Origin of the sequence: Chelativorans salis (assembly GCF_025336525.1) — a bacterium.
Taxonomy (GTDB): Bacteria; Pseudomonadota; Alphaproteobacteria; order Rhizobiales; family Rhizobiaceae; genus Chelativorans; species Chelativorans salis.
Genome location: NZ_JAOCZP010000002.1, coordinates 294,470 through 308,290 on the forward strand (window position 1 = coordinate 294,470; position 13,821 = coordinate 308,290).

The 13,821-nt window shown below is 61.2% G+C and carries 18 protein-coding genes; 10 read left to right on the top strand and 8 right to left on the bottom strand.

Features of this window, described 5'->3' with window-relative positions:
* Positions 1 to 68: 68 nt before the first annotated feature.
* Positions 69 to 728 (bottom strand): dihydrofolate reductase family protein, encoded by a 660-nt coding sequence (locus tag N5A92_RS07350; RefSeq protein WP_260901381.1) that lies wholly within the window; start codon positions 726 to 728, stop codon positions 69 to 71.
* A gap of 336 nt (positions 729 to 1,064) precedes the next feature.
* On the opposite strand from N5A92_RS07350, the gene N5A92_RS07355 reads away from it, so the two are divergent.
* A complete protein-coding gene (locus tag N5A92_RS07355; RefSeq protein ID WP_260901382.1) occupies positions 1,065 to 1,250 on the top strand; it encodes a hypothetical protein in 186 nt (61 codons plus the stop codon).
* 4 nt (positions 1,251 to 1,254) lie between these two features.
* On the opposite strand, the gene N5A92_RS07360 is transcribed toward N5A92_RS07355, so the two are convergent.
* Together N5A92_RS07360 and N5A92_RS27455 are read right to left on the bottom strand one after the other, a co-directional pair.
* Complete coding sequence (locus N5A92_RS07360; RefSeq protein ID WP_260901383.1) at positions 1,255 to 2,583, bottom strand: reverse transcriptase domain-containing protein; 1,329 nt, start codon at positions 2,581 to 2,583, stop codon at positions 1,255 to 1,257.
* On the bottom strand, positions 2,573 to 3,196 hold the full coding sequence (locus N5A92_RS27455; RefSeq protein WP_425248547.1) for an SLATT domain-containing protein: 624 nt from the start codon (positions 3,194 to 3,196) through the stop codon (positions 2,573 to 2,575). Before N5A92_RS27455 ends, N5A92_RS07360 begins: the two co-directional genes overlap by 11 nt.
* Positions 3,197 to 3,967: 771 nt before the next feature.
* On the opposite strand from N5A92_RS27455, the gene N5A92_RS07365 reads away from it, so the two are divergent.
* The 4 genes from N5A92_RS07365 to N5A92_RS07380 all read left to right on the top strand — a co-directional run bounded on the left by N5A92_RS07365 (position 3,968) and on the right by N5A92_RS07380 (position 6,056).
* Positions 3,968 to 4,390 (top strand): hypothetical protein, encoded by a 423-nt coding sequence (locus N5A92_RS07365; RefSeq protein ID WP_260901385.1) that lies wholly within the window; start codon positions 3,968 to 3,970, stop codon positions 4,388 to 4,390.
* Positions 4,391 to 4,539: 149 nt separating this feature from the next.
* Positions 4,540 to 4,974, top strand: a complete 435-nt coding sequence (locus N5A92_RS07370) for a curlin (protein WP_260901387.1) — start codon at positions 4,540 to 4,542, stop codon at positions 4,972 to 4,974.
* 86 nt (positions 4,975 to 5,060) lie between these two features.
* Positions 5,061 to 5,465 (top strand): curli-like amyloid fiber formation chaperone CsgH, encoded by a 405-nt coding sequence (gene csgH / locus N5A92_RS07375; RefSeq protein WP_260901388.1) that lies wholly within the window; start codon positions 5,061 to 5,063, stop codon positions 5,463 to 5,465.
* Between the two features lie 189 nt (positions 5,466 to 5,654).
* Positions 5,655 to 6,056, top strand: a complete 402-nt coding sequence (locus N5A92_RS07380) for a curlin (RefSeq protein ID WP_260901390.1) — start codon at positions 5,655 to 5,657, stop codon at positions 6,054 to 6,056.
* Between the two features lie 48 nt (positions 6,057 to 6,104).
* On the opposite strand, the gene clpS is transcribed toward N5A92_RS07380, so the two are convergent.
* Together clpS and N5A92_RS07390 are read right to left on the bottom strand one after the other, a co-directional pair.
* On the bottom strand, positions 6,105 to 6,410 hold the full coding sequence (gene clpS / locus N5A92_RS07385) for an ATP-dependent Clp protease adapter ClpS (protein ID WP_260901392.1): 306 nt from the start codon (positions 6,408 to 6,410) through the stop codon (positions 6,105 to 6,107).
* Between the two features lie 96 nt (positions 6,411 to 6,506).
* The gene (locus N5A92_RS07390) at positions 6,507 to 6,719 is read right to left on the bottom strand and encodes a hypothetical protein (RefSeq protein WP_260901394.1); all 213 of its coding nucleotides are present in this window, start codon (positions 6,717 to 6,719) and stop codon (positions 6,507 to 6,509) included.
* Between the two features lie 228 nt (positions 6,720 to 6,947).
* Here N5A92_RS07390 and N5A92_RS07395 point away from each other — a divergent pair, with 228 nt between their 5' ends.
* The 4 genes from N5A92_RS07395 (at position 6,948) to N5A92_RS07410 (ending at position 10,427) form a co-directional block, all read left to right on the top strand.
* Positions 6,948 to 8,168, top strand: a complete 1,221-nt coding sequence (locus N5A92_RS07395) for an NAD-dependent epimerase/dehydratase family protein (RefSeq protein WP_260901395.1) — start codon at positions 6,948 to 6,950, stop codon at positions 8,166 to 8,168.
* A gap of 4 nt (positions 8,169 to 8,172) precedes the next feature.
* Positions 8,173 to 8,985, top strand: coding sequence for a glycosyltransferase (locus tag N5A92_RS07400; protein WP_260901396.1), 813 nt, complete (start codon positions 8,173 to 8,175; stop codon positions 8,983 to 8,985).
* 2 nt (positions 8,986 to 8,987) lie between these two features.
* On the top strand, positions 8,988 to 9,875 hold the full coding sequence (locus N5A92_RS07405) for an NAD-dependent epimerase/dehydratase family protein (RefSeq protein WP_425248548.1): 888 nt from the start codon (positions 8,988 to 8,990) through the stop codon (positions 9,873 to 9,875).
* 159 nt (positions 9,876 to 10,034) lie between these two features.
* Positions 10,035 to 10,427, top strand: a complete 393-nt coding sequence (locus tag N5A92_RS07410; RefSeq protein ID WP_260901400.1) for an acyl-CoA thioesterase — start codon at positions 10,035 to 10,037, stop codon at positions 10,425 to 10,427.
* 7 nt (positions 10,428 to 10,434) lie between these two features.
* On the opposite strand, the gene N5A92_RS07415 is transcribed toward N5A92_RS07410, so the two are convergent.
* On the bottom strand, positions 10,435 to 10,761 hold the full coding sequence (locus tag N5A92_RS07415) for a winged helix-turn-helix transcriptional regulator (protein WP_260902305.1): 327 nt from the start codon (positions 10,759 to 10,761) through the stop codon (positions 10,435 to 10,437).
* Between the two features lie 171 nt (positions 10,762 to 10,932).
* On the opposite strand from N5A92_RS07415, the gene N5A92_RS07420 reads away from it, so the two are divergent.
* Positions 10,933 to 11,532 (top strand): NADPH-dependent FMN reductase, encoded by a 600-nt coding sequence (locus N5A92_RS07420; protein WP_260901402.1) that lies wholly within the window; start codon positions 10,933 to 10,935, stop codon positions 11,530 to 11,532.
* A gap of 79 nt (positions 11,533 to 11,611) precedes the next feature.
* On the opposite strand, the gene N5A92_RS07425 is transcribed toward N5A92_RS07420, so the two are convergent.
* Both N5A92_RS07425 and N5A92_RS07430 read right to left on the bottom strand, forming a co-directional pair.
* Entirely contained in the window at positions 11,612 to 12,907 is a 1,296-nt protein-coding gene (locus N5A92_RS07425; protein ID WP_260901403.1) for a hemolysin family protein, read from the bottom strand.
* Positions 12,908 to 12,985: 78 nt separating this feature from the next.
* On the bottom strand, positions 12,986 to 13,768 hold the full coding sequence (locus N5A92_RS07430; protein ID WP_260902306.1) for an extensin-like domain-containing protein: 783 nt from the start codon (positions 13,766 to 13,768) through the stop codon (positions 12,986 to 12,988).
* Positions 13,769 to 13,821 lie beyond the last annotated feature (53 nt).

The following is a 13,821-nucleotide window of genomic DNA, read 5'->3' on the forward strand; positions in this document are numbered from 1 at the left end:
GGCTCTCGCTCCGCTCGGCCGGGATGACGCTTAAAAGACAGGCCCACCGCCAGCCCGGTGCCCCGCCTTCAGGTCAGGTTCCTGCGCCGCTCCAGCTCCGCCTCCGTCGGCTCCACGAGTGCGAACGACCCGGTGGCGACCTCGCCGTCGCGCACATACCGGTTGACCGTCACCCCGGAACCGGAGGTCTTCGAGCTCACCAGCTTCCACGTTGCCGGCATGGAATCCTCGCCGAACAGCCGCTTCCCCCTGCCGAGCACGACGGGGAAGACCGACATGTTGATCTCGTCCACCAGCCCGTTCTCGAACAGCGCCTTTATAAGAACCGTCGAGCCCTGGGTCAGAAGGTCCGGCCCGTCCTCCTCCTTCAGCTTCTTCACGGCGGCCACCGCATCCGGCCCCAGCCTATGGCTGTTCTGCCACTCAAGCTTCCGCTCCGGATCGCGCGTCGCCACATATTTGTTGACGCGGTCGAACAGCGGCCCGATCGAATTGTCCGGCTCCACATAGGGCCAGTACGCCGCGAAGATGTCATAGGTCTTGCGCCCCAGGAGCAGGTCGAAGGGCCTGGAGAACATCTCGTCCAACGCCTCGCCCAGCGTCTCGTCGAACAGCGGCCAGACCCACCCGCCATATTCGAACCCGCTGACCGGATCCTCATCCGGCCCGCCCGGCGCCTGCATCACCCCGTCCAGGCTCACCATCGCACCGACGATAACCTTCCTCATCACGCTTCTCCTGTGGTTGTTGGAATGGTGTTATGGGTGGAAGACGTTTGGGGCTGGAGGTAGCCGACAGGGGGTGATGGCAAGGGACGGCAATGGCACCAGCTATTGTATCGGCGCCATCGGAGAAGACAGGAAGGCTGCGTCACAAACCCTTCGCGGCCGTCATCCCGGAAGCCGGAGCAAAGCGCAGGCTGTCCGGAACCCATTCCGTGACTTGGTGACGTTCCGGAATGGATCCCGGCCCTCGCTCCGCTCGGCAGGGATGACACCGGCAAGGCGGGCTCCGCCGCAAAAGCCACGCCCCTTCGACCCTCATTCCATGCTATATGCACTCCCATGAGCAAGCTCGACCAGATCGAAAAATCCGTCGCCTCCCTCTCGGACGAGGAACTGAAGTCCTTCGCCGAGTGGTTCGACGAACTGCGCTGGCAGCGCTGGGACCGCCAGCTTGAGGCGGATGTTAGAGCCGGCAAGCTCGACCAGTTGATTGAGGACGCGCGTTTGGGGAGCGCGGCAGGATAGGGGCTCACGAGAAAGCTTCAGCTAAATCTTTCTCCAATTCGGAAATCTCGCGCTTAACGAGCCTCCGAAATAAGTTTTCAACCGTCTGTTCGTCGCGGCTTCGGATGTCTTCTTCCGTTGTCCCATATAATTCTGAAATCATTTTCACTTTCTGATCGAAACTATATTTGTCATATTTTGGGACGTATTTCGTATCATGAATATTATATCTTATTTCGTGAAAAGTCTTAATGTACGTCTTTAACATGTTTACATTTTCAGGGCTAAATTTACTTACATGCTTGGCGATAAAAGCGTCCAATCGCGCAAGTTGACTCATATCTCTCGTTTGTGAGAAAAAGAACATCCATCCGTATCGCTTATTTTCTATTATGCATCCTGTTATCTTGAGGTTTATACGTAAAATAAGCCTCTTATGATTTTTCTTATATTTAAATTCTGTAATTACCTTAATAATGTTGTCAATCATTCTTTTGAATGACGATGACCTAACTGAAATCATATTCTTTGAAATTTTATATCCAAGATAGTCAACGCTCTCACTTGTGCTGGCGATTTTTGATTTCGAGCCTGGCTTTATAGAATGGCATTCTAAACCTGCAGCCTTTAGTCTTCCTTCGGTAGAGCGAAAGAGGCGACTGGCCTCACTGTCGGGGCAAATAATGAGTATATCATCAACGTATCGGAAGTACGTAGTCGCCTCTTTCATTTTACCATCAATTGCATTCATATATATAGATGAAAGAATGTTTGATATGCTTAAACCTTGAGGAATCCCTTTTTCTCTACTATTTAGCGCCCGGGCTAGTCCTGTTGGTGTTTTAAGCGCTTCTTCTATCAACTTTAACATTGGAGGGTATCGTACTTTGGCTCGAACCCTTCTGAGCATTAGGTCGTGCCTTATGCTCGGGTAGAAATCCTTGATGTCAATTTGAACAAATGAGAATCCGTCGTCCGCCCGGTCTAGAAGCTCGCTTATTTCCCGTACATACGCCTGCGGAGCAGGTAAAAGTGTTTCAGGAAAAATTTGCATTAACACATTGCAAAGCGCGCGCAAGACTAGGCGATCTCGGACGGTGGCGACAGATATTTCGCGGGGATACTTCGTAGCTCCCTTCGATATCAATCGCTGTTTGTAGCCGGTGAAGCGGTAGGATTTGTCGAAGATCTTGCGCCGTATGACCTCTACTTCTCTGTCCAGGCCCGCTTTGAACGCCTCCACGTTAATGCCATCTTTTCCGAGGGCCTTGGAACCAACTTCAATGCGCTCATTAAAAAGGGTTACAAGACGATCGGTGGAAAATTCCGCAGCAAAGACTTCCTTAGACCCCATTGAGAAACTCCAGGTGCGCTATTCCAAATAGTACAACTGGAATTAGAAATACCGCGGCGACAGATATAACAAGTAACGCTTTCCATACAAAGAAACTGACTATGTTGTATTTGCTAAGCAAAATTGGTCCGGTCGAGTTTGCAAGGTTTTTTTTGAAAAATAATATCTCCCTGACTATCATGTTGTTGTAATCTTGTGTTCCATGATTTGGATATCCGTACAGTATCTGGCTGTAACGACTGTCTTTCTCTTGTCCAGTTAGTGGAGATGAAAAAAGTTCTTGTAGTTTAAGATAGCAATCTCGATGAGAGGCTGCTGTTTTCTCAAAACGAAATCCGTGTGATATAAGCGATCCGCATAATATTATTACAGATAGAGCAATGTTTATCTCGTAATAATATGTATACCTTTCTTCAAAGAAGTTTGAGAAAACATTAAATATGATGAGTATTATCGAGTAATAAGAAATTACCAAGTGAGAAATTTTTCCATACAAAAGTAGTCGCCGTTCGGCTTCCATCCGAGTGCGGGAGGTTAACCAAATGTTCGAATGCTCTGCGCCCAATGTGCCTACCCCAAAAAAAGCGGTGCGGGCGCACGAACTCAAGGACAACTACACCCTTCAAGAAGGGTAGCCGAAGCTGAGAGATTTACCCTCAATGTATAACGGAGACCCAGGACAAACTGAATCAGTGGAAACTTCGTTCCACTCCACCCGCACCGCCTTCCGCATAGCATTCACCACCGAAAATTGCAATTCGCTTCCGCAATGAGCAGCCCTTTACTATGTTACGCCGCAAGAGAGGCCCCAACGCCTCTCGCGCGGGGATAAATCTGCACTCGCAAAATTTTTCTCCCCCGCCAACCCATTGTCCCCACTTACCATTCGCATTTTCTTCACTCCCTCGTCCCACTTTTTTATCCCCCCTCCCCAAGCCACCCCTACAATCCTCCCCATCGCTCTCGCGGGAACCCGGTCCGGACCGGGGACACGGGGAGGGCGGCGGAGACCTCCCCCTTCGGGCTGCCGGTGCCCGGAGGCCTGAGGGCCCGCGACAGGCCGGCGGTGCCGGAGGCGCTACAGACAGCGTCGCCGGCATTGCGGAGAAGCCGCCAGGCTTCCCGTCCGGCCCGGTAAAGCCCCCATTCGGGTGCAGCCGGGAAGGGCGGGGGGCCGGGTGACCGGCCGACCGTCGGGACAGACTCCGGCGGGGCGCGTTGGACGCGCCTTAAAAATAAATAGAGTGGCTCGGACAACGCGCCCCGCTTCCCACCCTGAGCTTGTCGAAGGGTCAATGGCCAGACGGTGAAAACCGGGCGTGGCGAGGATGAAGCGCGCCCGTGGCCGGCCGCATCCGACCGAAACCCCGAAAAGGAGAAGACGATGGACGACGACGAACAGTTCATGCAGGAAATGATGCAATCGATCGGCGAGGCGATGAAGACCATCCCGGCTTCCATGCGCGTGGAGACCGGGCCGGACGAGCCGCCGCCCTTCCCGCGCGAGCAGATGACGGTCATGTACCGCTTCCTCGCCAACGACGCGGGCCTGCCGAAACGCTGTCCGCGGCGGATTTGCGGGCGCACGGGGTGCTGCCACGGCGGCCTCGGGCCGGGGGACAGCGATGCCTGCGGCAAGCTGTGGGACGACGCCGGCTCGCACTGCATGATGACCGCCTTCCTCGCCCTCGAGCTGGGCTGGGTCTACGAAAGGCAGCGCAAGCGCGCCCTGGTGAACTGGATGCGGGGCCTGCCCATGGCGGACGGCGAAGAGCCGGAGGAGGCCGATCTGCCGTGGCGCAGGTGAATCGTCGGAGAGCCCCGCGCCCTTCGCGCCCCCCGCCAGTGAACCCCACCTGAACGACGGGTTCAGCAACGGTTCCGCAAGCCTCCCGTAAAACGGCAATCGTTGACAACCCGCGGGGGACACCCGCACCCATCAGGAGGAGTACCGAAATGACCCGCAAGTTCATCATCGCCACCGCCGCCGCCGCGCTTCTCGGCATCGCCGCCGTGCCCGCCTCGGCCAACGGCATCTATATCGAGCAGTATGGCTGGGCCAACGCCGCCGGCGGCGAGCAGAAGGGCAAGAAGAACCAGATCGGCGTCTACCAGAGCGGTTCCTGGAACACGGGCATCGTTAAGCAGAAGGGCAAGAAGAACACCGCGGCTGTCGGCCAGCAGGGCCACAACAACTACGCCGACATCTGGCAGAAGGGCAAGCACAACGCCGCCGGCGTCGGTCAGTTCGGCGCCAACCACAACGCCATCATGACCCAGGACGGCAACGGCAACGTGGCGGCCGGCGTTCAGGTCGGCAACGGCTGCGATGCCGAGGTCAGCCAGAACGGCGGCGGCAATGTCGCGGCCTTCGTGCAGACCTGCCCGTAAGGCAACAGCCGTTGCAGGCGCGAGCGGCCGAGGGGGATAATCTCCGCCCTCGGCCTTCCGCCGTACCGGCAACCAAGGAGGTTTCCATGTTGCAGAACCGCACGCATGCCGCCACCGCCGCCGCCTTGGCGCTGGCGATTTCGGGCACGGCCCTGATGGCCGGCTCCGGCAAGGCCGGCTTTCTTACGGCCGGCTCCGAGGATACGCGCTGCGAGATCCTCGCCAGCACAGAGGGCGGCATGATCGCCCTTCAGGGCGTGGTCCACGCCAAGGTCGCGATGTCGGGCTCCTATTCGTTCCGCGTCGAGACCGTCGGCGGATCGGGCAGCTCGAACATAAAGCAGGGCGGCTCCTTCTCCGCCGCGCCCGGCAAGCCGGCAGAGCTCGGCCGCGTCATGCTCGGCGGCTCCGGCGCCGTCTACGAGGCAACGCTGGAGGTGGAGGCGCCCGACGGCCGCTTCACCTGCAGCAAGCGCGCCGGCCACCTATGACCCCGGCCTGCCGCAGCACACGGACAGACGGGCTCCGGGCAACCGGGGCCCGTTTCCGTTGCCGGCTGGCATTGTCCATGAACGACCGGTTAACACCCCGTTCCGCACCCGTTCAAGCCGGCTTTGGCATGCTCCTCCCGTCGCCTGGCAATGAAGCCCGCGTCAACTGAACCAGGAGAGGAGAGTTTCATGTTCCGCACCATCCGCGCCATCGCCGCCGCCGCAACCATCGCCGCCGGCCTCGCCACCGCCCCGGCCTTCGCCGGCGGCTCGGTCTCGCTCAGCTACATCCCCAGCGATCCCGGTCAGGCCCAGGCCCTGCAGACCGGCCTCGGCCTCTACGCCCTCGCCAAGGGCATCAAGAGCGGCTCGATCAAGCAGAAGGGGTTCGGCAATGCCGCCGGCCTTCTCCAGAACGGCCAGGGCAATCTCGGCATCATCCACCAGAAAGGCAACGGCCACACCGGCACCGTCCAGCAGAACGGAAACGGCAACACCTACGGCCTCTTCCAGTTCGGCAAGAACACGCAAGCCCACGCCGTCCAGAACGGCCACGGCCAGGCCGGCGCCATCGTGCAGCTCGGATGGTAGGGATGCCCGCTTTCCATGCAAACGGCGCGGCCCCGGGCCGCGCCGTTCTCACTCCTCCGGCTCGGTCGTGAAGAGCAGTGGAAATCCTTGCCGCCGCCCGGCGTCCGTCGCCCGCGTCGCCTTGGTCTCCGCCACGTCCTTCGGAAACACCGCCACCACGCACACCCCGCGCTGATGCGCGGTGATCATTACCCGGTATGCCTGGTCCTCCGAAAGCCGGAACTCCGCCTTCAGCACCGTCACGACAAACTCGCGCGGCGTAAAATCGTCATTGACGAGGATGACCTTGTGCAGCTTGGGCCGCGCCGTCTTCGGCTTGGTCCTGGTACGGGGCTTGAGGGTAATGTCGCTCATCGGAAAGGACCCTCTCCGGAACGGTGTCCTGTCTCCTCCCGTCCAACGGGCAGCAATCGTAGATGTCCCCACCGCGAGAACGGGGGGCCTCGGTGATCAGGCGGCGTCGAGCCCGGCGTTCACGAGGCCGAGCGGCGTGCGGCGGCCGAGCACCCAGGAGCGCATCATGCGGCTCGCCACCTCTTCGCGGCCCTTCGTGTCGTCACGGCCGATGCCCAGCTCCGCGCATACGGCCTCTACCGCCGTGCGGATCTCCGCCAGCTCCTCCGCATCGAATATACCTATCTCGGCCTTCCCGGACGTGGCCATGCCCGGTCTCCTTCACAAAGCCTGCGCACCCGCATATGGGACGATCACCAGCCTATTATGATGCACGAATATGGCTGATAGATGAAGTGATTTGATTCGTTTGGCCGGTTGTCAAGGTAAAAAACACATTTTCCGCCGCTTCCTTTTCCGCTTCTGCCCGGCATACAATTGCTGTCACAAATGCCGGATAAGCATTTCTCGCGGTTTCAAAACGAGGGATTCGATTCAATGAAGATTGCTGTTCTGGGAGGCGACGGCTTCGTCGGCTGGCCGACTTCGCTGCACCTGTCCGCCAGGGACCACGAGGTCCACATCCTCGACAACCTCTCGCGCCGGTGGATCGATACGGAACTCGGCGTGCAGTCGCTCACGCCGATGGACTCCATCCAGGAGCGCACGCGCATCTGGCATCAGGAAACGGGGCGGCGCATCCGTTTCCACCTGATCGACCTGGCCCGCGATTATGAGGTGCTGAAGGCCTGGCTGGCGGAGCACCGGCCGGACGCCATCGTCCATTTCGCCGAACAGCGCGCCGCGCCCTATTCCATGAAGAGCGACCGGCACAAGAACTACACGGTCAACAACAACGTTAGCGCCACTCACAACCTCCTCAACGCGATGGTCGAGATCGATCTCGACGCGCATCTGGTGCATCTGGGTACCATGGGCGTCTACGGCTATTCCTCGGTGGGGGCGGCGATCCCGGAGGGTTACCTGCCGGTCGGCGTGGAGACGCTCTCAGGCGAAACGGCACGTCAAGAGATCCTCTACCCGGCCAATCCCGGCTCCATCTACCACATGACGAAGTGCCTGGATCAGCTTCTCTTCCAGTTCTACGCCAAGAACGACGGCCTGCGCATCACCGACCTGCACCAGGGCATCGTCTGGGGCACGCACACGGACGAGACGAAGCTGCACCAGCAGCTCATCAACCGCTTCGACTATGACGGCGATTACGGCACGGTCCTCAACCGTTTTCTCATCCAGGCGGCGATCGGCTACCCGCTCACCGTGCACGGCACGGGCGGGCAGACGAGGGCGTTCATCCATATCCAGGACTCTGTGCGCTGTATTGAACTGGCGCTAAAGAGCCCGCCCAAACGCGGCGACCGGGCGGATATCTTCAACCAGATGACCGAGACGCATCGGGTGCGTGACCTCGCCGAGCTGGTTGCGCGCATGACCGGTGCGAAGGTCGCCTATCTGCCGAATCCGCGCAAGGAAGCCGCGGAGAACGATCTGGTGGTGAAGAACGAGAAATTCCTGGAACTTGGCCTCAATCCGACAACGCTGGAGGAGGGGCTTCTGGCTGAAGTGGTCGACGTGGCGAAGAAATACGCCTATCGCGTCGACCGCAGCCGCATCCCGTCCGTCTCAGCCTGGACCAAGGACATCGCCCCTACGATCGAGCGCGATCCGGAAGGCAAGAGGCTGAAGAGCGTGGGCTGAGACTTTGCGCCATGCCTATGTGACACTCGTCACCAATGCGGACTACGCCATGGGCGCGGAAGCGCTGGTGCGCTCGCTGAAGCTGAGCGGCACCAAAGCGGATATCGTGGTGCTCCACACGGGCGGGGTGACGACAGAGACGCTCCGGCCGTTGGCCGGACTCGGCGCCAGGCTCGTGGAAGCCGAACTTCTGCCGACGTCGGCGGCCTTCAACGAACGTCACCAGCGGGCGAAGCTGCATGCCGATGCCCCTTTCACAAAAGGCAACAAGCCGGCCTTCCATACACCGCTCGACAATTTCGCCAAGCTGCGCCTGTGGCTGCTTACCGACTACGAGCGGGTTATCTTCATCGACGCCGATGCGCTGGTTCTGCGCAATATCGACCGGCTGTTTTCCTATCCGGAGTTCTCCGCCGCCCCAAACGTCTACGAAAGCCTCGCCGATTTTCACCGGCTGAATTCCGGCGTCTTCGTCGCCCGGCCCAGTGAGAAGACATATGGAGACATGTTGGCCATGCTCGACCGGCCCGGCGCCTTATGGCGGCGCACGGACCAGACGTTCCTGCAGGCCTTCTTCCCCGACTGGCATGGCCTGCCGGTCTTCTTCAATATGCTGCAATATGTCTGGTTCAATCTACCGGAACTGTGGGACTGGAAGTCGGTATCCGTGGTCCACTACCAGTATGAGAAGCCCTGGGAGAAGGATCACCCGAAGGCAGAGAAGCTGCGGCCGCTGATCGACCTCTGGCATGCCTACCATGTGGGCGAGGGCATCCCTAATATCGACTGGTTGGAAAACCCGGCCCGGGCAGCATGAGCATGCCGCACACCGTGGTCTCAGGCGGTACGGGCTACGTTGGCCGTTTCATCGTCGAGGCGCTTCTTGCGGCCGGCCATACGGTTGCAGTCCTGGGGCGGTCAGCGCCGGCGGAGGGCTTCTTTTCGGCACCGGTGGAATTCCGGCCCCTTTCGCTGGAGCCGGCGACCATTTCGCCCGCGCTACTCAGGAGTGCGGATTACTTTGTGCACGCGGCCTTCGACCATGTGCCGGGAAGATATCGTGGTGGGGAGGGAGAGGACCCGGAGGTTTTCCGACGCCGCAATCTTGAAGGTACCGCGGCGCTCTTCGCGGCGGCGACGGATGCCGGCGTGCGGCGTGCGGTGTTCCTGTCGAGCCGCGCCGTTTATGGTCCGCGCCCGCCGGGGACGTGGCTGGAAGAGGCAGATGAAGCGCGGCCCGACACGCTCTACGGAGAGGTTAAACTTACGGCAGAACGGGCGCTGGAAGGGCTGTCCGATGTTCGCTTTCGCGGCATCAGCCTGCGCGTCACCGGTGTCTACGGTCCGGCAGCGCCGGGGCGAGCGCATAAGTGGGCGGGCCTTTTTGCCGATTACGTGGCCGGCAGGGCGATCGATCCTCGCGCCGGAACGGAGGTGCATGGGCGTGACGTGGCGGCGGCGGTGCGGCTGGTTTTGGGAGCGGACGGGCCTGTGGGGCCAGTCCTGAATGTCTCGGATATTCTGGTGGATCGGCGCGACATTCTTGCGATCGTGAAGCGGGAGACCGGCGTGCCGCACCCACTGCCGGAGGCGGCAGACAAGGCCGTCAACGCTATGCGCTGCGAAAGGCTTTCCGCCCTTGGCTGGCGGCCGGGCGGCATGGCGTTGCTGGAGAAAACGGTCGCGCGGCTGGTGAAGGATGGTTGAACGTCGAGCACAAGATTGTCGCCGAGAACCGCTTTGCCGGCTTCACAAAATGATTCAAGTCGTTGAGAGTTTGCCTGAGTTTGCTTGCAGTCCGATTCCGGTTGTGCCTGCAACACCCTGAAAACGAATCCGAAATGTGAATCATCGGAGACAACGCCCATGCCAGAGAACCATACGGAACCCCAAGGCGATCTCACCCTTCGCACTCCGGCCATGCCGCGCGACGCCAACGCGGCCGGCGACATCTTCGGCGGCTGGGTGATGGCGCAGATGGATTCGGCGAGCGGCATCCGTGCGACAGAGCGGGCACGGGGACGGGTGGTCACTGCGGCAGTCAAGGAGATGGCCTTCGCCATGCCGGTGAAGATCGGCGATACACTGTGCGTCTACACGCGGGTGGAGCGGGTCGGCCGCACCTCGATGGTGCTCAAGGTGGAGGCATGGGCGCAGCGCTATCTCTCCGACGTGATGGAGATGGTGACCAGCGCCGACTTCGTCATGGTGGCGCTGGACGCAACAGGGAAGCCGACGCCGGTGCCGCCGGAGATGTAACTCTGTTTCACGCCTGCTGCTCGTCGAAGCGTACCCGCGCTTCATCGATGCGCTCCCGATTGGTGTCCACCCATTTGGCGAGCGCCGTCACGGGCACGAGAAGCTCGCGCCCGAGTTCAGTCAGCGCGTAGTCGACGCGTGGTGGGATGGTGGGATAGATCGTGCGCGTGACGAAGCCGTTGCGCTCGAGATTGCGGAGTGTTGACGTCAGCATCTTCTGCGAGATGCCGTCTATGGCACGGCGAAGCTCGTTGAAGCGCATGGTTCCCTCCCCGAGAAGGCGCACGACCAGGACCGACCATTTGTCGCCGACAAGGTTGAGGATCTCGTGGATCGGCCGGCACGCCTCATCGGGATAGACGCCCGCGTGAGCGCCGCTTTGATCGCGGGTGGTCGACTGAAGGTGACCGGGTTTCAAAAAAGTGCCTCCTTGTGCAGTGTTTTTCAGTATCCAATATAGCGTCGGTTTCCAATCGATACCATACGAGACCGAAAGGACCGATCAATGGCAAAACTGAAGACGGGCATCATCATAGGCTCGACACGCGAGGGCCGTTTCGCGGCGAAGGCCGCGGACTGGATCTACGGCCTTGCGAAGGTGCGCGAGGAGCTGGACGTGGAACTGGTGGACTTGGCGGACTACCCGCTGCCTTTCTTCACCGACGCAGTCCCGCCTGCCTATGGGCCGTCGGAGAACGCGCATGTGCAGGCGTGGCAGAAGAAGATCGCCGGACTCGACGGCTACATCCTGACGGCGGCCGAATATAATCGCGGGCCCACGGGCGTTCTGAAGAACGCACTCGACTACGCCTATAGGGAGTGGAACAACAAACCCGTGGCCTTTGTCGGCTATGGCGGCGTGGGCGGTGCGCGGGCGGTGGAGCAGCTCAGGCTGCACGCGGTCGAACTGCAGATGGCGCCGATCCGCACGGCCGTCCACGTCCTGCTGCCTGATTTCATGGCGGTCAGGAGCGGAGAAAAATCGCTTTCCGGGATCGAGCACCTGAACCAGGGCGGCGGCGACATGCTCGACCAGTTCGTCTGGTGGGCGAAGGCGCTCAAGGCGGCGCGGGATGAAGACGCGGCCGTGTCGCAGGCCGCCTGACGGCCTCCGGATCGGATCATCGCTTCAGGGAGCCGATGATCCGATCCGACCTTTGCTTTGCCGCTATTCTGAAAATTGCTTAGACCTTCCCGGCCGGCGCGTCGGCCTTGCTGGCAAGGACGCGGTCGATGCGCCGGCCGTCGAGGTCGACGATCTCGAAACGCCAGCCCATCGTGTCCACCATGTTCCCGGTCTTCGGCAGCTCCTGCGTGTGGGACAGGAGGAAGCCGGCAAGCGTCGTGTAGTTGCGGTCTTCCGGCAGGCGAATACCCAGATGGTCTGCCATCTCGTCGGCCGGCATCAGGCCGGGCAGCAGCCACGACCCGTCCTCGCGCTGGACGATGTCGAGCTCACCTTTCTCCACATCGGCGCGGAACACGCCGGCAATCGCCTCCAATATGTCGGCTGGCGTTACTATACCCTCGAAACTCCCGTACTCGTCATGCACCAGCGCCATCGGCACCTCGGCCTCGCGCAGCATGGCGAGCACGTCGAGCGCATCGGCAAAATCGTGCACGACCGGCGCGACGCGGACATGCGCCCGCATGTCCAGCGGCTTTTTGGAAAGCTGGGCGGCCAGAAGCTCGCGGACCTTCAGGACGCCCCGAAGCTTGTCGGTGGAGCCGTCGCCGGCGGGTAACAGCGAATGATCCGTCTCGCGCAGCGTCTTTGCCAGTGCTTCGCGGCCTTGTGATAGGTCCACCCAGTCCACTTCGCCACGCGGCGTCATGATGGCGCGGGCTTTGCGGTCGGCAAGCCGCATAACGCCGGAAATCATGCGCCGCTCGTCAGTTTCGATGGTGCCGGTATGCTCGGCCTCGGCGATGAGGGTGCGGATTTCCTCGTCGGTGACGCGGCGGGATCGTTCGGCGCTCTGGCCGAGGAGGGCGAGGACTGCGTGGCCGGACGTATCGAGCAGCCAGACGAGCGGCAGGGTGACGCGGGCCATCGCCATCATGAAGGGGGCGACGCGGATGGCGATGCTCTCGGCATGCTTCAGGGCAAGCTGCTTCGGCACCAGCTCTCCGAAGATCAGGGAGACATAGGTGACGAGGGCGACGACGAGGCCGACGCCAGCCGAATTGGCAATGCCTGGGGAGACGCCGAGCGTTTCCAGCCAGCCGGCAAGGCGGACGCCGAGCGTGGCGCCGGAGAAGGCGCCGGAAAGCACGCCCACCAGCGTAATGCCGATCTGTACGGTGGAGAGGAAGCGGCCGGGATCGGCCGAAAGCTTGAGCGCGCCGCCGGCGCCGCGCTCGCGCTGGCGCGCTTTCAGCCGGGCAGGGCGGGCGGAAACGACCGCCAACTCCGACATGGCCATGAAGCCATTGAAGAGGATGAGCACTAGGAGGATCGTGATCTCGACGGCGAGCATGAAGGGTTCTCTATCAGCGAAACGCGCGCGGTGCGAGCCGGTGCCACATCGCGCACATAGAGCGGGGAAGGCGGGAGGCTACCGGCAGGCGCGGTAGCCGTTGTTCCGGTCCTTTATGTCGAAGTGGAAATGGTCCTTGTGATCGGCGTCATAACCCGGCCCGAGCACCGTGGTGAAATAGCCGCAACCCTTGGCGCGCACCTTGTTGAGCAGGCTCTTTTGGCGGAAGGCGAAGAAGCCGGGACGGCGCACGTCGATGTCCTTGCCGTTTTTGAGCATGATGCTCATGATGTCGAGGGCATTGCCCTTCGAGTGTTCCGAGGCGACGGAGGTGCCGCGGATGCGCCGGCAGGAGTAGCTGGAGCCCTGGCGGATGGTGCCGATGCCGGAGAGGTAGCGCCAGCGCGCGGCGGGGGCGAGCTCGTTCTTGGTCCAGCGGGCAACGGTGGCTGCCATCTGGCAATTGAGTGTGGCGGCGGGCTTCATCTCTATGCCGCCGGAGAGCCCGCTCACCTCCACGGGGTAGTCGATGCGGCAGGCGCCGCCGTCGTCGATGGGTTCCAGGTCGCGATAGGTGACGCCCAGGCGCTTCAACTCGCGGCGGCAGGCCACCTCGTCGGCGGGCATGACGGAAGAGGGAGCGCGCGGCAGGGTGAAGCGCGGATAGCTCGTCATCATGGGGTTGGACGGCACGAGGTTCTGCAGACCACTGCCGGAGACGGCCGCCGTCGTTGTGCCGACATCCACTTCCGGGCGCAGCACCGTGTCCACCGTGCAGGCGGAGACTGCCGTCAGCGCAAGGAGCGCCAGGCTCGTCCACGCCGCGCGGGGGCGCCGCCGCGGCCACTCGAATACACGCACTCTGTTCACTATCGGCCCACCACCGGCCAGCAGCCGGCTCCCTGTCACGGAGG